The sequence below is a fragment of the Rhodanobacteraceae bacterium genome (genome assembly GCA_016713135.1).
GTDB lineage: Bacteria > Pseudomonadota > Gammaproteobacteria > Xanthomonadales > SZUA-5 > JADKFD01.
In genome coordinates, this window is record JADJPR010000001.1 from 529,758 (window position 1) to 549,950 (window position 20,193).

At 67.5% G+C, this 20,193-nt stretch carries 16 protein-coding genes and 1 pseudogene; 11 read left to right on the plus strand and 6 right to left on the minus strand.

Features of this window, described 5'->3' with window-relative positions; all coding sequences use genetic code 11:
• The first annotated feature begins 107 nt into the window (after positions 1–107).
• From IPK27_01980 to IPK27_02000, 5 genes are all read left to right on the plus strand, one after another.
• Positions 108–1,043 carry a D-alanine--D-alanine ligase gene (locus IPK27_01980; protein ID MBK8066423.1) on the plus strand — a complete coding sequence of 312 codons (936 nt, stop codon included), beginning with the start codon at positions 108–110 and terminating at the stop codon, positions 1,041–1,043.
• Between the two features lie 196 nt (positions 1,044–1,239).
• A complete protein-coding gene (locus tag IPK27_01985; protein ID MBK8066424.1) occupies positions 1,240–1,986 on the plus strand; it encodes an FtsQ-type POTRA domain-containing protein in 747 nt (248 codons plus the stop codon).
• Entirely contained in the window at positions 1,983–3,212 is a 1,230-nt protein-coding gene (gene ftsA, locus IPK27_01990; GenBank protein MBK8066425.1) for a cell division protein FtsA, read from the plus strand. The genes IPK27_01985 and ftsA overlap by 4 nt, the downstream gene beginning before the upstream one ends.
• A 168-nt stretch (positions 3,213–3,380) precedes the next feature.
• The gene (gene ftsZ / locus IPK27_01995) at positions 3,381–4,583 is read left to right on the plus strand and encodes a cell division protein FtsZ (GenBank protein MBK8066426.1); all 1,203 of its coding nucleotides are present in this window, start codon (positions 3,381–3,383) and stop codon (positions 4,581–4,583) included.
• 287 nt (positions 4,584–4,870) lie between these two features.
• Positions 4,871–5,782, plus strand: a complete 912-nt coding sequence (locus tag IPK27_02000; GenBank protein ID MBK8066427.1) for a UDP-3-O-acyl-N-acetylglucosamine deacetylase — start codon at positions 4,871–4,873, stop codon at positions 5,780–5,782.
• Between the two features lie 196 nt (positions 5,783–5,978).
• Here the strand turns inward: IPK27_02000 and IPK27_02005 are convergent, their stop codons facing one another.
• The gene (locus IPK27_02005) at positions 5,979–6,296 is read right to left on the minus strand and encodes a DUF721 domain-containing protein (GenBank protein MBK8066428.1); all 318 of its coding nucleotides are present in this window, start codon (positions 6,294–6,296) and stop codon (positions 5,979–5,981) included.
• Positions 6,297–6,437: 141 nt separating this feature from the next.
• Between IPK27_02005 and IPK27_02010 the strand changes: the two genes are divergently transcribed.
• The 4 genes from IPK27_02010 to IPK27_02025 all read left to right on the plus strand — a co-directional run bounded on the left by IPK27_02010 (position 6,438) and on the right by IPK27_02025 (position 12,896).
• Entirely contained in the window at positions 6,438–7,280 is an 843-nt protein-coding gene (locus IPK27_02010; protein ID MBK8066429.1) for a peptidoglycan DD-metalloendopeptidase family protein, read from the plus strand.
• Positions 7,281–7,493: 213 nt separating this feature from the next.
• Positions 7,494–9,425, plus strand: a complete 1,932-nt coding sequence (locus IPK27_02015; protein MBK8066430.1) for a TonB-dependent receptor — start codon at positions 7,494–7,496, stop codon at positions 9,423–9,425.
• A gap of 328 nt (positions 9,426–9,753) precedes the next feature.
• Positions 9,754–11,949 carry a S46 family peptidase gene (locus IPK27_02020; GenBank protein MBK8066431.1) on the plus strand — a complete coding sequence of 732 codons (2,196 nt, stop codon included), beginning with the start codon at positions 9,754–9,756 and terminating at the stop codon, positions 11,947–11,949.
• Positions 11,950–12,221: 272 nt separating this feature from the next.
• Positions 12,222–12,896, plus strand: coding sequence for a hypothetical protein (locus IPK27_02025; GenBank protein ID MBK8066432.1), 675 nt, complete (start codon positions 12,222–12,224; stop codon positions 12,894–12,896).
• Positions 12,897–13,178: 282 nt separating this feature from the next.
• Here IPK27_02025 and IPK27_02030 read toward each other — a convergent pair.
• The 4 genes and pseudogenes from IPK27_02030 to IPK27_02045 form a co-directional block, all read right to left on the minus strand.
• Positions 13,179–13,726: pseudogene (locus IPK27_02030) on the minus strand (DUF4199 domain-containing protein).
• Positions 13,727–13,854: 128 nt separating this feature from the next.
• Positions 13,855–14,286, minus strand: coding sequence for a response regulator transcription factor (locus IPK27_02035; protein MBK8066433.1), 432 nt, complete (start codon positions 14,284–14,286; stop codon positions 13,855–13,857).
• 13 nt (positions 14,287–14,299) lie between these two features.
• On the minus strand, positions 14,300–15,016 hold the full coding sequence (locus IPK27_02040) for a hypothetical protein (protein MBK8066434.1): 717 nt from the start codon (positions 15,014–15,016) through the stop codon (positions 14,300–14,302).
• 64 nt (positions 15,017–15,080) lie between these two features.
• Positions 15,081–15,884, minus strand: coding sequence for a hypothetical protein (locus IPK27_02045; protein MBK8066435.1), 804 nt, complete (start codon positions 15,882–15,884; stop codon positions 15,081–15,083).
• 138 nt (positions 15,885–16,022) lie between these two features.
• Between IPK27_02045 and IPK27_02050 the strand changes: the two genes are divergently transcribed.
• Positions 16,023–16,358 (plus strand): hypothetical protein, encoded by a 336-nt coding sequence (locus tag IPK27_02050; protein ID MBK8066436.1) that lies wholly within the window; start codon positions 16,023–16,025, stop codon positions 16,356–16,358.
• Positions 16,359–16,543: 185 nt separating this feature from the next.
• Positions 16,544–19,276 carry a preprotein translocase subunit SecA gene (gene secA, locus IPK27_02055; GenBank protein ID MBK8066437.1) on the plus strand — a complete coding sequence of 911 codons (2,733 nt, stop codon included), beginning with the start codon at positions 16,544–16,546 and terminating at the stop codon, positions 19,274–19,276.
• Positions 19,277–19,534: 258 nt separating this feature from the next.
• Here secA and IPK27_02060 read toward each other — a convergent pair whose 3' ends face one another.
• Positions 19,535–20,122 (minus strand): hypothetical protein, encoded by a 588-nt coding sequence (locus tag IPK27_02060; GenBank protein MBK8066438.1) that lies wholly within the window; start codon positions 20,120–20,122, stop codon positions 19,535–19,537.
• Between the last annotated feature and the right edge of the window lie 71 nt (positions 20,123–20,193).

Genomic DNA, 20,193 nt, shown 5'->3' on the forward strand with positions numbered 1-20,193 from the left:
GGAAGCTCTTCTTTGCGAACTTTGCGTTCTTCGCGGACAACAAGGCTCTTCACACAGGCCTTCGTGGTGCGGACCTTGGGCGATCGCGTCTGCACCGGAGACGCAGCATGACCCGCATCACCGATCCCGCCGCCTTCGGGCGCGTAGCCGTCGTCATGGGCGGCACCAGTTCCGAGCGCGAGGTCTCGCTCAACAGCGGCGGCAATGTGCTCGATGCGCTGCGCGCGCGCGGGGTCGATGCAACCCCGGTGGACGGGATTCCGGCGCTGCTGGCACACATCCAGGGCGGTCAGTGCGACCGCGTGTTCAACATCCTGCATGGCCGCGGCGGCGAGGACGGCGTGCTGCAGGGCGCGTTGGAAGCCTTGCGCATGCCCTACACCGGTTCGGGCGTGCTCGGTTCGGCGCTGACCATGGACAAGGTGCGCACCAAGCGCGTGTGGCAGGCGCTCGGCATCCCCACGCCGGCCTTCGCGGTGCTCGAGCGCGGCGCAGACGTCGCTGCCGCGGTCGCCGCGGTCGGCCTGCCGGCGATCGTCAAGCCCTCGCGCGAAGGTTCCAGCGTCGGCGTCACCCGCGTGTTCGCGCAGGCCGACGTTGCCGCCGCGGTGGAACTCGCCCGGCGCTACGACGGCGAACTGCTGGTCGAGCAGATGATCGTCGGTCCCGAGCTGACCGTCGGCATCCTCGATGGCCGCGCGCTGCCCAGCATCCGCATCGTCCCGGCGGGCGAGTTCTACGACTACCACAGCAAGTACATCTCGGACGACACCCGCTACATCTGCCCGGGCCTCGCCGATCCTGCGGAAGCCGAGCTGCGCGCCCTGTGCGAACGCGCCTTCGCCGCCGTCGGCTGCGCCGGCTGGGGCCGCATCGACGTGATGCAGGACGCCGCCGGCCGCTTCCACCTGCTGGAGGTCAACACCACCCCGGGCATGACCAGCCACAGCCTGGTGCCGAAGGCCGCGGCGCAGACCGGCATCGGTTTCGAAGAACTCTGCTGGCGGATCCTGGAGACGAGCTTGCGCGGGGGTGGGCGATGAGCCTGATCGTGCTCGCAGCGCGCAAGCGCGAGAAGCAAGGCGGGGCAGGGGGCAGGGGGCGGGGGACCCGCCTCGGAGCACGGTCGCGCGCTGTCGCGATGGGTACTCGCCAGTCGCCCCAATCGTGCCTTGGGCTCGGTCCCATTCCCCTTGCCCCCTGCCGCGCTTCTCCTTCGTCGCCCCATCGAGGTGCCCGATGAACCGCCGCACCCTCGTCGCCAGCCTCTCCGCACTCCTCGCGGTGACCGCGCTGCTGGTGCTGGTTGTCGGCGCGTTCGTGGCGCACAACGGCGGCACCTTGCTGCCGCTGCGCTGGGTCGATGTCAGCGGACCGTTCGCGCGTGTCAGCGCCGAGCAGATCCGCGCCGCGGTAGGTCCGGCGGCGGCGCGCGGCTTCCTTGGCGTCGACCTCGCCGAAGTGCGCGCGGCGGCGCTGTCGCTGCCATGGGTGGCCGAGGCCGAGGTGCGCAAGGTGTGGCCGGACACGCTGGAGATCAGCGTGCGCGAGCGCGAGGTGCTCGGTCGGCTGGGCAGCGACCGTCTGGTCGATGTGAGCGGCAATGTGTTCCAGGCGCGCGGCGCCGGCGACACCCGCGGCCTGCCGCTGCTCGCGGCCGAACCGGCGCAGATGCCGCAGCTGGCGGAGTACTACCGCACCGCGCAGCGCGACATCGAGGCGCACGGCCGACAGATCGCCGAAGCCCATCTGTCCCCGCGCGGCGCGCTGGAACTGCGCCTGGCCGACGGCCTTGCGGTGCAGCTCGGCAGCCGCGACCAGCTACCGCGCTGGCGCCGCTTCATCGCCAGCCTGCCGCGGCTGGCGACGCTGGACCCGCGGCCGATCGCCGCGGTCGACCTGCGCTACACGCATGGCTACGCCGTGCGCTACCAGGACCCGGAATCTCCGGCCGATCCCTCCATCGAATCGAGCAACGGCACGTGACGCGCAAATCCGACAAGACCCTGATCGTCGGCCTCGACATCGGCACCTCCAAGGTGGTGGCGATGGTCGGAGAGTACGCGCCGGGCGAGCCGGTCGAGATCATCGGCATGGGCAGCCAGCCCAGCCGTGGCATCAAGCGCGGCGTGGTGGTGGACATCGAGTCCACCGTGCAGTCGATCCAGCGCGCGGTGGAGGAGGCCGAGCAGATGAGTGGCTGCGAGATCCGCTCGGTCTATGCAGGCATCAGCGGCAGCCACGTCAAGAGCCTGAACTCGCACGGCATCGTCGCCATCCGCGACAAGGAAGTGACCGATTTCGACGTCGACCGGGTGCTCGACGCGGCGCGCGCGATGCCGATCCCGGCCGACCAGAAGATCCTGCACGTGCTGCCGCAGGAGTACGTGATCGATGAGCAGGAAGGTATCCGCTACCCGATCGGCATGAGCGGCGTGCGCCTCGAAGCGCGCGTGCACCTGGTGACCGCGGCCGCCAGCGCGGCGCAGAACATCACCAAGTGCATCGCCCGCTGCGGCCTGGAAGTGGACGACCTGATCCTGCAGCCGCTGGCGGCGAGCCACGCGGTGCTCACCGACGATGAGCGCGAGCTCGGCGTGGCGCTGATCGACATCGGCGCCGGCACCACCGACATCGTGGTGTTCGCCCAGGGCGCGATCCGCCACACCGCGGTGCTGCCGATTGCCGGCGACCAGGTGACCAACGACATCGCGGTGGCGCTGCGCACGCCGACCCAGCACGCCGAGGAGATCAAGCTCAAGTACGCCTGCGCGCTGGCGCACCTGGCGACCGCCGAGGAGAGCATCCAGGTGCCGAGCGTGGGTGACCGCGCGCCGCGCCGGCTGGCGCGCCAGACCCTGGCCGAGGTGGTCCAGCCGCGCTACGAGGAGTTGTTCTCGCTGGCGCAGGCGGAGCTGCGGCGCAGCGGTTACGAGGACTTGATCGCCGCGGGCATCGTGCTCACCGGCGGCGCCTCGCGGATGGACGGCGCGGTCGAACTGGCCGAGGAGATCTTCCACATGCCGGTGCGCCTGGGGCTGCCGCAGCACGTCAGCGGTCTGGCCGACATCGTCGGCAACCCGATCCATGCGGCTGGCGTGGGCCTGCTGATCTACGGCTCGCAGGTGCGCCCGCGCGCCAGCGCGCGCCCGGCGGGCGGCGCGCGCAGCCTGCTGCAGCGGATCAAGGCCTTCGTCAGCGGGGAGTTCTGATGCAGGTGGGTTGAACGGGATTTCGCGTCACGCAGGGCTCCCGAAGGAGCCATGCGGGGCGCAGTGGGAGCGACGGGGCAGGGGTTCCCGTCGGGGGAGACCGGAAAGCGCAGGGACGCGTGGACCGGACACAAAAACTGGCTGGCACACATTGCGAGGGTCAAGAACATGTTCCAACTGATGGAGAGTGCGACACCGAATGCCGTGATCAAGGTCATCGGCGTGGGCGGCGGTGGCGGCAACGCGATCAACCACATGCTCGGCGGCAACATCGAGGGCGTGGAATTCGTCTGCGCCAACACCGATGCGCAGGCGCTCAAGCGCGCCGACGGCATCACCCTGCTGCAGCTCGGCACCAACGTGACCAAGGGCCTCGGCGCCGGCGCCAACCCGGAAGTCGGCCGCCAGGCGGCGATCGAGGACCGCGAGCGCATCAGCGAGGCGCTGCGTGGCGCCGACATGGTGTTCATCACCGCCGGCATGGGCGGTGGTACCGGCACCGGCGCCGCGCCGGTGATCGCGCAGATCGCCAAGGACCTCGACATCCTGACCGTCGCGGTGGTCACCAAGCCCTTCCCCTTCGAGGGCAAGCGGCGCATGGCGGTGGCGCAGAAGGGCATCGAGGAACTGGCCCAGCACGTCGATTCGCTGATCACCATCCCGAACGAGAAGCTGCTGACCGTGCTCGGCCGCGAAGTGTCGCTGCTGAACGCTTTCCGCGAGGCCAATGACGTGCTGCTCGGTGCGGTGCAGGGCATCGCCGACCTGATCACCCGCCCGGGCCTGATCAACGTCGACTTCGCCGACGTGCGCACGGTCATGTCCGAGATGGGCCTGGCGATGATGGGCACCGGCAAGGCGCGCGGCGACGACCGTGCAGTGGCCGCCACCGAGGCAGCGATCGGCAATCCGCTGCTGGAAGACATCAACCTGAAGGGTGCCTGCGGCATCCTGGTGAACATCACCGCCGGTGCCAACCTGACCATGCGCGAGTACCACGAGGTCGGCCAGACGGTCGCCGAGTTCGCCGCGGACGATGCCAACATCAAGATCGGCACCGTGCTCGACATGGACCTGGAAGACGAGATTCGCGTGACCGTGGTCGCCACCGGACTCAACCGCGCTGCGCAGCGCAATCCGGTGGACGTCTATGCCGCCGCGCCGGCGCGCGGGAACTTCCGCGTGGTGCGCCCGGAGCTGGACGTTGCCCCGGCGCCGGCGCCGGTGGCCCACCCGCAGCCGACCCAGCGCCCGCAGCAGGTGCGCAGCTTCCGTGGCGCGCCCGCCGCTGCCGCTGCGCCCGCCGCGGCCCAGGAAAACGAGTACGACTACCTCGACATTCCGGCCTTCCTGCGTCGCCAGGCCGACTGATCGAGTCGAGTGTTGTGCTGTGCCAGCGCCCCCGGGGACCAGGATGGCCCCCGGGGGTGGCGGAGTGCGTTCGGGTGGGTTGTGGGTTCTGAGTTGTGAGTTGTGGGCAGCTCGGGCACCCGGGCTGTGCGCTTCTCCCACAACCCAGAACCCACAACCCGGAACCCTCCGTGTGGTCTGAACGCAACAAGGTGTTGCGCGCAGCGCCACGGGTGTCTTTGCTGCGCCACGACCGTGTGTTAGAGTCCGCCGGCCGTACCGCCCGTCAGCAGCAGAGACCACACACGATGATTCGTCAGCGCACGTTGAAGAACGTCATCCGCGCAACGGGCGTAGGCATTCATTCCGGCCAGAAGGTTTACATGACGCTGCGTCCCGCGGCGGTCAATACCGGCATCGTGTTCCGCCGTACCGATCTCTCCGAGCCCGTGTGCCTGCATGCGCGTGCCGAGAATGTCGGCGACACCAGCCTGTCCACCGCGCTGGTCAAGGATGGCGCCCGCGTCGCCACCATCGAGCACTTGCTCTCCGCTTTCGCCGGCCTCGGTATCGACAATGCCTATGTCGATGTGTCGGCCTCCGAAGTGCCGATCATGGACGGCAGCGCCGGTCCCTTCGTGTTCCTGCTGCAGAGCGCGGGCATCGAAGAGCAGAACGCGCACAAGCGCTTCATCCGCATCAAGAAGGAAGTCGTCGTCCGCGATGGCGACAAATGGGCCCGCTTCGAGCCCTTCGACGGCTTCAAGGTCGGTTTCTCGATCGAGTTCGACCACCCCGCCTTCAGCCAGCGCACCTGCAAGGCCGAGATCGATTTCTCGACCACTTCCTTCGTCAAGGAAGTCAGCCGCGCCCGCACCTTCGGCTTCATGCGCGACCTCGAGATGTTGCGCGAACGCAATCTGGTGCTCGGCGGCTCGATGGACAATGCCATCGTGCTGGACGACTACCGCGTCCTGAACGAGGACGGCCTGCGCTACGAAGACGAGTTCGTGAAACACAAGATCCTGGATGCGATCGGCGATCTGTACCTGCTGGGACACAGCCTCATCGGCGCGTTCTACGGGCACAAATCCGGTCACTTCCTCAACAACAGACTCTTGCGTGCCCTGGTGGCCGACGAGAGCGCCTGGGAAGAAGTCATATTCGACCGCCCGGAAGAAGTACCGATCTCCTACGCCCACCCCGCGCAGGCGGTGTGAGCAGGAGGCACCGGCCACGCCCCGGCCGGTATCAAGAAGAACAAAGCGTCAACTCAAGAAGAACAAGGCAAGACAGGGAAGTGAAATCGGCAGGATGCTGATTCGGCCAACAGGCCACGACGACAACCGGTGTTGAGCCGGTTGGTCCGCGAAAGGCAGCCAGTACGGGGCCGGACGCTGACAGGGTCGTACGTGCTTACGCGAACGGGGAATTCGCGTCTGGGCGGGCGACCTTCACGGTGAGTCGCAGTTCACTCACACCGAGGGCCAAACTGGCCTCGTGGAGGAGTTGTCGGCTCGAAAGGCGCAGTTTGGACGCCCAATCGGGCGTACGCGCCAGGAACACGAGGTTGCCGTCGCGGACGTTTGCGAGGCGGCACTCGGCGGCAAGTCGCGGTGGCAGGCAGGCGCGCAGGCGCTGGTCCAGATCCGCGATACGACGCGCTTGCTGTACCAGCGCGACGAGGCCGGGCAAGTCCTGGAGCGTTTCACCAAGGGCGGGGTAGCGGGGCATCGCGATCCTTGTCCAGCGCACCGGCGAAGGCGAACTTGGGTACGAGTCATGAACATCATACTGATTGGCGGTCCGCGCACTGGCACGCGCAGTTTCAACCTCGGCAGCCCGCGCACGCGCGCATGGCTGGCGAGCGCGGCGGTGCTGCTGTTGACCGCGGTGGTGGGCGTCGGGTTCCTCGCGGGGCGGGGATTCGGCAAGGTGGAAGGCCTGAGCGCCAGCGATGTGGAAACGCTGCGCCAGCAACTGATCGCACAGCAGTCGCAGCTGGACGAGACCGAGGAGCGCAGCAAGCGCGATCTCGATTCGCTGGCGATCCAGCTGGGCGAACTGCAGGCACAGGCGGCACGCCTGAATGCCCTCGGCCAGCGCCTCACGCGCATGGGCAAGCTCGATGACGGCGAGTTCAACTTCTCCAAGTCGCCGAGCATCGGTGGTCCGGAGACGCACTCGACCATCGACGACCAGATCTTCGCTCCTCAAGTCTCCGAGTCGCTCGATCGTCTGCGCGCGCAGTTCAGCGCGCAGGCCGAGCAGCTCGGCGTGCTGGAGAACCTGCTGGTGGACCGCGACCTCGAAGCCGAGTTCATGCCATCGGGCATGCCGGTGCGCTCGGGCTTCATGGCCTCCAATTTCGGCTACCGTATCGACCCCTTCAACGGCTCGCGCGCCTTCCACGCCGGCGTCGATTTCGACGGCAACAAGGGCACCGACATCCTGACCGTCGCCAGCGGCGTGGTCATCTTCGCCGGCCGCCACCCGAGCTACGGCAACATGATCGACATCGATCACGGCAACGGCTACGTCACCCGCTACGCACACAACGACAAGAACCTGGTCAAGGTCGGCGACGTGGTCACCTCCGGCCAGCTGGTCGCGAAGATGGGCTCCACCGGCCGCGCCACCGGTTCGCACCTGCACTTCGAAGTGTGGTTCGAGGGCAAGGCGATCAACCCGAAGAAGTTCGTCAGCGTCATCCGCTGAGCTTCGCTCCAACTCGCGCAACGCCTGATCGCCGCCGGAGACCCCGGCGGCGATCTGCGTTCCGGGCTTGCTGTGTACGATGGGACGAGAGCCCCGGTCACCGCCGATCGTCCACCTGCAGGATGAGTTCTGGTCCATCCGTTGGGCGATGGCGCGGCACCGGGTGCTGGCTACACTCCCCCGCTTTTACGCGCGGCCATCGGAGTCCATCGCATGATCCTGTTTGCCCGGCGCAGCCCTCTGGCTGCCACCCTCGCGCTCATCCTCGCCCAGCCGGTGGCCGCGCTCGCCAGCGATGTGGCCGCGGAGTCAGGAACCGCCGAGGCGGGGGCCGAATCGCAGAAGGCGTGGCTCAGCGGACCGGTCGAGGTCAAGGCCAAGGGCACCGCCGCGGATCTTCCGTCGGCGCTCGCCACCGACGTCATCACCTGGCAGGAGGCAGTCGCATCGCCGATCGACCTCCAGGACCTGATCACGCGCCTGCCGGGCGTCGGCGCCACCGGACAGAACGGCATCTTCGAGACCTTTTCCATCCGCGGCAGCGGCGGCAACGGCATCCTCGTGGTGGTCGGCGGCATGCCGATCACCGCGCAGCGCCGCGCGGGCGTGCCGGTGGCCTTCGTCGAGCCCTCCCTGCTCGGCGAGATCAACCTGACGCGCGGTCCCGCCACGGTCCACTTCGGCCCCGGCGCACTGGGCGGCGCGATCTCCATCGAGCCGCGCTGGTTCGATGGCGCGATGGTCTCGGCGGGTTACGCCGATTCCGGGGAAGAAGCCTCGTTGACCGGCGGCTTCGGCAACGAGCACTTCTCGGTCGGCGTTGCGCGGCACACCTCGGACGACAACCAGTCGGCGAACGGGACCCCGCTCAACAACAGTTTCGAGCGCGACAGCGCCAGCCTGCAGTACCGCGCGCAGATCGGCGACTATGCCTTCGACGCGCTGCTGCTGCCCTCGCGCACGGACGACATCGGCAAGTCCAACAACCGCTACCCGACGCGGGACACCACCTACCCCGAGGACGATCACACCCTGGCCCGCCTGCGCCTGCGCCACGACAACGGATTCGAGGTCAGCGTGCACGGACACGACCAGTCGCTGCTGACCTACAACCAGCGGCCGGGGTCGCCCGACACCTACGCCTACGTCGAGAGCATGGACATCGGCGCGACGCTGCAGCAGACCTTCGGATCGGGCGAATTCAGCCACAACGTCGGCGTCGAGTTCCTCGGGCGCCGCGACGTCAACGGCTTCGACGCACGCAGCACCTTGGCAAACCGCAGCTACAGCCTGCGCGAAGGCGTTGAGGACTCCTGGTCGGTGTTCGGCCTCAGCGACTGGCGCATCGGCGAGCAGTTCGCGCTCGAGGCTGGCGCGCGTTTCAGCCACATCGAGCAGGAGCAGCGCGGAGCGTCGGCCCACGATTCCGACAGCGCATTCACGCTCGGCGCCAACTGGACCCCGGACGACACCAGCCGCTGGACCCTGAACCTGTCATCCGGCTACCGCTTCGCCACCCTCGAGGAGCGCTATTTCACCGGTGTCACCCCACAGGGCAACATCGTCGGCTCCCCGGATCTTTCGTCCGAGCGTTCGCTGGGCGTGGACCTGGGCTATGCATGGCGTTCGGGCAACTGGGGCACGGAAGTGCACCTCTGGCGCACGCGTGTCGATGACCTGATCCAGCTCTTCGCCATCCAGCCGGGCGTGAACGGTTACTCCAACGTCGCCGATGCACGCCTGCATGGCGTCGAAGGCGTACTCGGCTGGACCCCGACCACCGAGCTGACCCTGACCGCCAGCATGACCGTGGTGCGCAGCAAGGACGAGACCACCGGCGATCCGCTGTATGGATCGCCGCCGCTGACCGGTTCTCTCGAAGCCCGCTATGACATCGGCGACTTCACCATCGGCGCCTACTGGAGCCACCGCTGGAAAATGGACCGCCCCGGCTTCGAGGAAGTCGAACGCGACGCCGTGGACGTGGTCGATCTCGACCTCACCTGGCACGCGAGCCCGCAGTGGAGCGCCCAGTTGTACCTGCGCAACGCCCTCGACGAAGACTACTTCGCCACCGCCGACGTCCTCTCGGCCCTCGCCCCCGAACGCTCCGTGGGCGTCAACCTGACGTGGAACCTGCATTGACGGCGCTTGGTGTACACCAGAAGCAGCACGCCGATCATCGGGCTGGCCTCTCGCCTTGCGCGGCTTGAAGTGATCTGACACCAGAAGCGGGACGCAGAGGACGCAGAGGAGAAGCAGAGAGAACGCAGAGATCATCTGGTTTGGACTCGCGCGGTGCACGCCGTGTCGTGATCGGACGCGGAGAGCAGGACCATCGCTCTTCTCCGTGTTCTCTCTGCTTCTCCTCTGCGTTCTCTGCGTCCAGAGCTCTTTCCCCGACCCTCACCAATCTCATTCTGGGCCCCGTGGGCTTCCGCCAGCACCGATGGCGCGGACCTATACTGGGGCGATGAAGACACTGACTCTTGCGATTGCGGCGCTGGTCGCCGCCACCCCGGTGCTTGCCCTCGATGGCAAGTGGACGCCCAAGCAGGTGCTGGAGATCGATCCGGCGTGGCTCAAGGAGCAGGGGCTGGCGTTGCCGCCCTCGGGTTTGTGGGATGCCAAGCGCGGCACCGGGCTGCTGGCGGGCACGGTCAACCTGGCCGGTTGCTCCGGCGCCTTCGTCTCGCGGACCGGGCTGATCGTCACCAACCACCATTGCCTGTTCCCGATGCTGCAGGAGCACAGCACGCCGGCGCGCGATCTTATCCGAGACGGTTTCCTCGCCCGCAAGCGCGAAGACGAGCTGCCGAGCGCGACGGTGCGGGTGGAGATCCCGAAGCGCTTTACCGATGTGACCGCCGAGATCCTTGCTGCCGTGCCCGCGGGTGCGGACCCGCTGGCGCGCTTCGCGGCCATCGAGGCGAAGCAGAAAGCGCTGGTGGCCGCTTGCCAGCAGCAGGCCGACACCAAGTGCAAGGTGGCGGTGTACGACGAAGGCGTGAACTACACCCTGATCGAGTCCATCGAGTTGCGCGATGCGCGCCTGGTCTACGCGCCGCCGCGTGCCGTCGGCGAGTACGGTGGCGAGATCGACAACTGGATGTGGCCGCGCCACACCGGCGATTTCGCGATCGCGCGCGCCTGGGCGGGCAAGGACGGCAAGCCGGCGGATTTCTCGGCGGACAACCGTCCCTACGCGCCCGAGTTTCATTTCCCGATCGCGAAGACCGGCGTCTCCGAGGGCGATTTCCTGATGCTGCTGGGCTATCCCGGGATCACCTGGCGCGCGTTGATCGGCGAGGAGATGCGCGAGCGCCGCGAGCGCTTCTTCGTGCGTCGCGAGGATGTGTTCGGCGAGTGGATCCGCATCCTGGAAGAGGCGAGTGCCGGCGATGCCGCAGGCCAGATCGCGGTGGCGGCCAACGTCAAGGGCATCGCCAACCGACACAAGAACGCCCAGGGCCAGATTGCCGGCCTGGACCGCGGCCGCATCGTGGCGAAGCAGCAGGCGGCCGATGATGCCGTCGCAGCCTGGGCCCAGGACCAGCCTGCGCACGCGGGTGCACTGGCCGCGCGCGAGGCGCTGCGTGCACTGCTCGCCGAGCGCGAGAAGACGTGGGAGCGCGATTTCCTGTTGAACCTGATCCCGCTGGGCATCGATGCGCCCGCCGGCGGTATCCCGCCCTTGCCCAAGACACTGTACTTCGGTGCCACTCTGGCGCAGAACGCGGTCGAACGCGCCAAGGCGGACGCCGCGCGCGCTGCCGGCTACACCGACGCCGACCGGCCCAAACTCGTCGCGCGCCTGGCCCGCGAGCAGCCCAACTACCATGCGGCGGCCGACCGCCAGATCCTCGCCGCGCTGGTGCGGCGCGCGCTGGCGCTGCCGGCGGACCAGCGCATTGCCGCTATCGACGCCCGTTTTGCCGGCAAGGATGCCGCGGCCATCGAGAGCGCCATCGACGCGCTGTACGCCGGCACCCAGCTGCTCGACACCAGCGTGCGCGAGGCGATGCTGGGCGAGGACCTGGCAACCCTGCGTGCGCGCAAGGACGCGATGCTGGAATTCGGCATCGCCTGGAGCGAGGACGTCGCCGCACTGCGCGCTCACGAGCGCAACTGGCTGGCGCAGAGCGCGATTCACCGCCCGGTCTGGCGCCGCGCGGTGGCCGCGCATGCGGGCAAGCCGATCGCGCCCGACGCCAACGGCACGCTGCGCGTCAGCTTCGCCCATGTACAGGGCTATTCGCCGCGCGACGGCGTGCAGTACACCCCGTTCACCACGCTCGCCGGCATGCTGGAGAAGCACACCGGCGCCGAGCCCTTCGCGCTGCCCGAGTCGGTGCTCGCCGCCGCCCGGGATCCCGGCGAGCGCTGGGTGGAGAAGTCCAGCGGCCTGGTGCCGGTGAATTTCCTTGCCGACGGCGACAGCAGTGGTGGCAACTCGGGCAGCCCGGTGGTCAACGCCCGCGGCGAACTCGTCGGCATCAACTTCGACCGTGTGTGGGAGAACGTCGCCGGCGACTTCGGCTTCAACCCCGCACTGTCGCGCAACATCAGCGTGGACGTGCGCTACCTGCTGTGGAATCTGGAGCGGGTCGCGAACGCCGAGGAACTCCTTGAGGAACTCGGTCTGACGGGGCGGCAGCAAGCTCGCTGAGCCGACCGGCACTGCATGAATCGAACCCGAACTTGCGGCACATGGTCGGATCGGGCGTGATCAACCAGGGCAGATGCGTTGCCGCGTGCTTCGAATCAACGTCACGCTGAAGAAACCCGAAACAACCCGCGCTTCTCGATCTCGCATCTGCTCCGTCATGACCGGACCTGATTCGTACCAATCCTCATCGCGGGAGCGCCCCAAGAGCAACAGCGTTTGGACAAGGTCCAAACCCACGCACAGCAAGCTCGCGGCATCTGTGGGTTCGGACCTTGTCCGAACGCTTTTCGCATCGCCGGTCCATCGGCGATGAGGATTGGTACGAATCAGGTGACCGGATGTCGAGCTTTGCAGGGGATCACAATCGGTTGGAGACCATGTTCAATTCACCTGCGCAGCACTACACTGAGAAGCCCCGTTCCACCTCCGAAGAGAAACTTGCCATGATGAAGTCTGCGCGTTGGGGGTCTCTGCTGCTGGCGACAAGTTTGTTTGCGCTGTCCGGGCAAGTCCTGTCTGCGCCCCAGCCAGAACAACCGAAGCCGGTTTTTGGTGAGCTGGTATCGCCGGCCGAAGTTCCCGAGTTGATCGCCATGGTTCGGTCGGAACTGGCGCCAGGTGGGCGCTGGGAAGAGGTGCCGAGGAAAGCCAGGCCCGCCCTGGAATCCAGGCTCGTTGAAATCGAGCAGCTCCTCGAAGGTCGTTCATCGATCGATGAACTGAGCGAGGACGACAAGATTCGCCTGATCAATGCGCAGGAGCATGCCAACTCGATCCTGACAGCCAACGACGGCGAGCGCATCGTCTGCGAGCGAGTCAAGCCCATCTACAGCCATATCGGCCAGGTGCTCTGCGTCACTCGGGCGCAGCGCAACAACATGCGCGACGCAGGCCGGGATGGTGTCACGCGCCTGCAGCAAACCGGGCGGAAAGAAACCGTCAGGTGAGGACAGGCAGGGGCGTGCGAGCCATGCGCAACCCATAGGCACGGCGGCTCGCTGCTCCCTGCCGTCTGACGCGTCAGCGGCCTGTGCGCAGCGGATGCTCCCGCAGCGCGTTCACCGGGTACGCCCCGCAAGCACCCGCCGAGCATCTGCGCAGCACAACCGGCGACCTGCTTTCATCCGACGCGGCCATTCCAACGCAACGACGCCAAGGCGCAAAGGGTCGCTTGGAAAGCACCCTGATTCTCTCTCTGCGTCCTCCGCGTCTCCGCGTTCCAGTCTGGTTCATCGCGACGTGGAGCGCTGACGAACCGCGAGAAAGCGCGGATTGCGCAGCAGTCCGGCGGCGACCAGCGAGACCAGCACGCCCACCGGAAAGATCTCGGTGAAGGTGATCCCCATCCGGAACCAGACGTTGGCGTACTGCACGGCGAAGGCATCCAGTTCGGCACGCATCTGGGTCAGCGCCGCTTCGCTCGCGCCAGCTGCACGCTGCTGCTCAATCAGATGCTGGGTGTAGGTGGCGGCGAAGTCGCTGCCGGTGACCGCAATCGCGGCTTCCCAGGCCAGCACATACAGGATGCTCGCCACCAGGCTGATGCCCAGGCCCATCCCCAGCGCAGGCCAGAATCCGATGACACCGCCGCCGACCTCGTCCCGCTGACGCTTGACCCCACGAAGATCGCGCTCAACGCGATCAGCATGCTGGCGTAGCCGATCAGCATGCCGTACTCGATCGGCGGGTGCTCGGCAAACGCCACTGTCATGCCGAAGAGCACGCTACCGACCACCAGGCCGGCGATGGTGCCGTACTTCAGGATTTTCGCGAACATGAACGATGCTCTCAGTCTGGGTTGGGACGGCCATTGAGGGCCACGCACCCCCCGCGGGCAATCACCCGGATGGGTGATTCGGCCCGAATCACCCGCCCGGACGGCGGAAATCGCCATGCGGATGTGGTTTACGCCAGCAATCCCAGCTCCCGCGCGCGCTGGATCGCCTCGGTACGCCGGCGTGCGCCGAGCTTCTCGAACAGCCGCGCGACGTGGGTCTTGACCGTATTGGGCGAGATTCCCAGTTGTTGGGCGATCTCCTTGTTGCTACCACCGGAGGCGATTGCTTGCAGCACGGCCAGTTCGCGCTCGCTGATGCCGAGCGCCGACTGCGCCTGCGGATTGCCCGCATCTGCCGCCCGCGGTTCGCGCGCGCTGACGATGCGGGCGCCGACAAACACACCCAGCGCCAGGAACGCGAGCGCCACCAGGAAGGTGTAGACGCCATCGCTGTGCAGTCTGGCCACCCGTTGGTAGTCGAGCCAGGCGAGGGCAAAGCTGCCCGCGCCCAATAGCGCTCCGTAGCCGAGCAGCCGGCGCCAGGACTCGCCGATGCGCATGGTTGCGCTCTTCCTAGTCAGAGCAGAGCTTCAGGTTGGTGCGCACCGCGCCCGCGAGCCGGCCGTACAGTTCGCCTTCCACCGGCGGGTAGCTGTCGACGATCTCCTCGTCGCTCATTGCCGCCAGCTCCGCGCGGCCGGCGAGGATCTCGCGGCAGCCGGCGTCATCGCCGAGCTTGTGCCGGGTGATGGCGAGGTCGCTCTCGATCCAGCCGCGGTCGATGTCCATGATCACGCGCTCGCAGCTCGGCAGCAGGCTTTCCAGCTGCTTCGCTGCGTCGGCGTGCTTGCGCTGGTCGTAAAGCTGCTTGAAGCGCTTGCGCGTGGCGGCGACCTCGGCCGGCAGGCAGCCCGCAGGCGGGCGCAGGTACAAGCCGCCGAAGCTGGCGCGCGCGCCGCAGAAGTAGCGGCAACGCTCCTGGTCGTCCGCGTGCTGCTCCACGTGCACGCCGGCCTTGTCGGCGCGGAATTCCAGGCGGCAGGATTCGTTCTCCATCGTCGGCAGTTCCGCCCGGCCTGCGCGGATCTCCCCGCCCAGCGAGCAGGTGTGCGCATTGGCGCCCATCTCCTCGATGCCGAAACTGAGCGCGCCGTCCGCGGCGCGGCTGATCTCGAGCACGCCGAAGCCGCCCTCGTTGATGTAGAGGCCCGGTGCGGGATCCGCCGCCAGCGCGTACGTGGTGGTCAGGGCCAGCGCCGCGCCCGCGGCCAGCAGCGTGTGCCATCGCATCGATCGATTCTCCGCCTTCGGGTTGATGCCCGCAGCATACGACCTGCGCATCGGCGTAGCCGCTTCATGCCAGCGGGCGCCCGCTGTCCACCGCGCAGACCCGGTCGTGGTAATCGATCACCGCGCTGCTTGCGGCCACCCCGATCACTCGCAGCAGGCGGCAGGTGGCGTAACGCGCGCTGGCCGCCTCGTAGCCTGGCAGCCATTCGCGCAGCGCGGCCTCCTGCGTGGCGTCCCGCGGGTACTGCACGCGGTGCGCGCGCAAGCGCATGCGGTAGGGCTTGGGCGTCAGCCGTGCGCGGTAGCAGGCCTGCTTGCGGCAAAGCGTCAGATACAGCCAGTCCGCATTGCAACTGCGCATGAAGCGCGCGCTCTCCTCGGCCGTCGGCGGGAACACCCGCCCGGTGACGATCACGCGGATGCCCTTGTGCGTTTCGTACACCCGCAGGCCCAGGCCGGTGCAGTCCGCGGCGCGCGCGCGCTTGTCCAGGTTCGCCAGGATCCGCTGCTTGCGTTTGCGCGGGTCGCGCAGGCCGAACAGCACTTCCCAGAAGCGGTAGCGCGGCTCATCGATGTCGATGATCAGGTGGTCGGCGGAATTCAGCACCAGCGCGCCGTAGCGGTTGCGCGTGATCGCGTTGTCCGCATCCAGGCGCTCGATCAGTTCTTCGCGGATGTCGGCTTCGTAGCCCTCGCCAGGTTGCGGCTGGCCGCCGATGCGCGCGCGGACCACTGCGAGGCGCTGCTCGGCATCCGCATGCGCGGCCGCCTCCGAGGCATCGGCCCCGCCCCAGCACCCAACCTCGGTGGTGTCCCCGGCGATGTCCAGCGTCGCCCGGTGCCTGACCCAGAAACGGAAAATACGCACGCGACACCTCTGCCCGAAGTGGGCCGTCAGTATGCCCAGCGCCGGGCGCCGAGGACACCGGCCCCCGCCGCCGCGCGCCTGCGTATCCGGTCTGGAATCGCTTGCTGGAACGCCACCATGACTGCCTCGCGCACCCTGCTGCTTGCCGCCGCCAGCCTGCTGCTCACCGCTTGCGGTGCCATCATCGGCCGCTACAGCGGTCGCACCGAGGCCTGCGCGATCATCGCCGACGGGGTGCCGGCGAGCGCGCGGGTGCGCGAACTCGTCGATACCGGCATCAGCATCAACGACGATCCGGTGGTCGAGTTCGTGCTCGACGTGGACCGCGGCGACGGGCGCGTGCACACGGCCCATGCGCGGGCACTGGTCTCGCGCCTGGATGTGCCGGCGGTCCAGCCGGGGCGGGTCTTCGCCATTCATTACGACCCTGAGCAACCGGGCCGGGCGGCGATCGACGGCTGGGATTGCGATTGATCCCGTCGGGTCCTGGATGGCCGACGTGCACGAATCCTTCACGCCCGGCGCTTGATTCCCGGCCAAGCGTCCCCAATACGAAGGCTCCCGCGGGTTGCCTGCGGCCCTCGCCTGCGCGGCTGCCCGAAACCGAATCGGGTAGACTCGCCGCCCCCGCTTTCCCTCATCTGTCCCATTCCCCGCCCATGCTCAACGCCCTTCTGACCCGGATCTTCGGCAGTCGCAACGACCGTGTGGTCCGCGGCATGCGCAAGACCGTCGCTCGCATCAACGAGCTCGAACCTTCCTTCCAGGCGTTGACCGATGCCGAACTCCTGGCCAAGACCGATGAGTTCCGCAAGCGGCTGGCCGACGGCCAGACCGAAGACCAGATCCTGCCCGAGGCTTTCGCCGCGGTGCGCGAGGCGGCGCGCCGTACGCTTGGCCTGCGCCACTACGATGTGCAGTTGATTGGCGGCATGGTGCTGCACCAGGGCAAGATCGCCGAGATGCGCACCGGCGAGGGCAAGACCCTGGTCGCCACGCTCCCGGTCTATCTCAACGCGCTGCCGGGCAAGGGCGTGCACGTGGTCACCGTCAACGACTACCTGGCCAAGCGCGATGCCGCGTGGATGAGCCCGGTGTATTCGGCGCTCGGCATGAGCGTGGGCGTGATCGTCCCGGGCCAGAGCATGGAGTCCAAGCGCCAGTCCTATGCCTGCGACATCACCTACGGCACCAACAACGAGTACGGCTTCGACTACCTGCGCACCAACATGGCCTTCCAGCCGGCCGACCGGCTGCAGCGTGGCCTGCACTACGCGATCGTCGACGAGGTGGACTCGATCCTGATCGACGAGGCGCGCACGCCGCTGATCATCTCGGGCCCCGCGGACGAGTCGCCGGAGCTGTACCTCAAGATCAATCGCGTCGCGCCGCAACTGACGCGCCAGAAGACCGAGGAAGACGAAGGCGATTTCTGGGTCGACGAGAAGCAGAAGCAGGTGCACCTGTCCGAAGCCGGCATGAAGCACGTCGAGGAGATCCTCGTTCGCAACGGCATCATCAAGCCGGATGAGAGCCTGTACGACGTGCAGAACCTCGCTGTGGTGCACCACCTGAATGCGGCTCTGCGCGCACTGCACTTGTACCAGCGCGATGTGGATTACATCGTGCGCGACGGCGAGGTGATCATCGTCGACGAGTTCACCGGCCGCACCCTGCCGGGCCGCCGCTGGTCCGATGGCCTGCACCAGGCGATCGAAGCCAAGGAAGCCGTGCCGATCCAGCGCGAGAACCAGACGCTGGCGTCGATCACCTTCCAGAACTATTTCCGCATGTACAAGAAGCTGTCCGGCATGACCGGCACGGCCGACACCGAAGCCTTCGAGTTCAACAGCATCTACGGGCTCGAAGTCATCGTCATCCCGACGCACCGACCGATGGTGCGCAAGGACGCGACCGATCTGGTGTTCCTGACGCGCAAGGACAAATTCGTCGCGATCATCGAGGACATCCGCGAACGCCGTGCCAAGCGCCAGCCCTGCCTGGTCGGCACCACCTCGATCGAGACCAGCGAGCTGCTCGCCGGCATGCTCAAGAAGGAAGGCATCCCGCACGAGGTGCTGAACGCCAAGCAGCATGAGCGCGAGGCGCACATCGTGGCCCAGGCCGGGCGCCCGGGCGCGGTGACCATCGCCACCAACATGGCCGGTCGCGGCACCGACATCGTGCTCGGCGGCAGCCTCGAAGCCGAGCTGCACGCGCTCGGCCCCGACGCCAGCGATGCGCAGAAGGAAGCGGTGCGCAACGAGTGGAAGCTGCGCCACGAGGAAGTGCTCAAGTCCGGCGGCCTGCACATCATCGGCACCGAGCGCCACGAGTCCCGCCGCATCGACAACCAGCTGCGCGGCCGCTCCGGCCGCCAGGGCGACCCGGGCTCCAGCCGCTTCTACCTCGCCTTCGAAGACAGCCTGATGCGCATCTTCGCCTCCGACCGCCTGGCCTCGCTGATGCAGCGCCTAGGCATGAAGGAGGGCGAGTCGATCGAGCATCCGCTGGTCAACCGCGCGATCGAGAACGCGCAGCGCAAGGTGGAGGCGCACAACTTCGACATCCGCAAGCACCTGCTGGATTTCGACGACGTCGCCAACGACCAGCGCAAGGTGATCTACGAGCAGCGCAACGAGATCATGGACGCCGCCGACGTGCAGGAGACCCTGGTCTCGGTGCGCCACGACGTGGTGCGCTCGATGGCCGCGCCGCACGTGCCGCCGGAATCGATCGACGAGCAGTGGAACCTGGACGAGCTCAAGCGCACCTTCATGGACGATCTCGGCGTCGAGATCGAGCCGCGCACCTGGGTCAAGGACGATCCGGACATCAACGCCGAAGGCATCGTCGACAAGGTGATCGAATCGGTCGACCGCCACTTCCGCGAGCGCGAGGCGCTGATGGGCGAGGAAATCATGCGGATGGCCGAGAAGGCGATCCTGCTGAACGTCCTCGACAGCCAGTGGAAGGACCATCTGGCGCGCATGGACTACCTGCGCCAGGGCATCCACCTGCGCGGCTATGCGCAGAAGCAGCCCAAGCAGGAGTTCAAGCGCGAGGCTTTCGAGCTGTTCCAGCAGCTGCTGGAGCGGGTCAAGAGCGAGACCATCCGCATGCTCGCCCGCGTGCGCGTGCGCAGCGAGAACGACATCGAGCAGGCCGAGGCGCGTCGCGTCGCCCCGCCGATGAAGTTCCAGCACCCCGACGCCGGCAACCTCGGCACCGACGACGAAGCCGCGCAGGCCCAGGGCCTGGCAGCAGCTGGCTGGGACCGCGCCGAGCAGGCCAGCCCCACGGTGCGCGCGGGGGAGAAGGTCGGCCGCAACGATCCTTGCCCCTGCGGCTCCGGCAAGAAGTACAAGGCCTGTCACGGGAAGCTGGATTAAGCCGCCAGAGAGCTGGTGTTGGCATGGGCTGTTGGTATTGGTAGAAGCGCGGCGCGGAGGCAGCGTTCCCGCCCAGGCAATGCCGCAAGCGGATGCGGCCGGGCGCGCCGCCCATGTCGGATCTTGCCCGATGTGGGCGAAGACGCGGTGGATGCCTCGTTGGGTAGCGTTTCGCCGGCCTCGACGACCACCGCGCCGGGGGCCGGGCGCGACATCCTGGCGATCGGGGGGATCGACGGCCGTCCGCTCGCGCTGGCGCTATCCGTAACGTGCGAAGTACACATCGATCATCCCCTTGACCGTCACGACCGTGAGCAGCATGCCGAGTGGTCCGAGGTAGGAGAGGGTGACCAGGCCGAGGATGACGATCGCCTGCAAGCCGATGATCCGCGCGTAGTGGATACGGCCGTGTTCCTCCAGGTCGGCGACGGTTGCCAGCTTCCGCCATTCCTGCAGGGTGCCGAAGACGGCCAGGGCGAGCAGGACCAAGCATCCCAGGCGAATGTCGGATGGGTTCGCCTGCCACCGCGGGTCAGCGCCCAGCGGTGGCATCTCCGCCACGGCCAGCAAGAGCACGAAGATGCCGTGACCAACCAGGAAGGTGCCCGCGTGCAGCATGAATGTGTGCGCGTGGCGGGCGGGCTTGCCGCCGACGGAATCGCGGTAGTGGGCGGGGTCGCGCGTGCGGTACCAATGCGCTTCCGCCAGGGCCAGGTGCGCCAGGAATCCCAGCGCGTTCTCTACCCAGAACAGCACCAGGATCGTGACGGCTGACGCCTGCTGCCAGAGTGCCGCCACCAGGTAGATCCCGTTGACCGCCAGGGCCAGTTGTATGCGCGCGTTCATGGGGTGCCCTTGGGTGCCTCGATCGATGATCGCTGGCTCACCAGCGCCCGCAAAGGGCTTGGGTCTGGCCG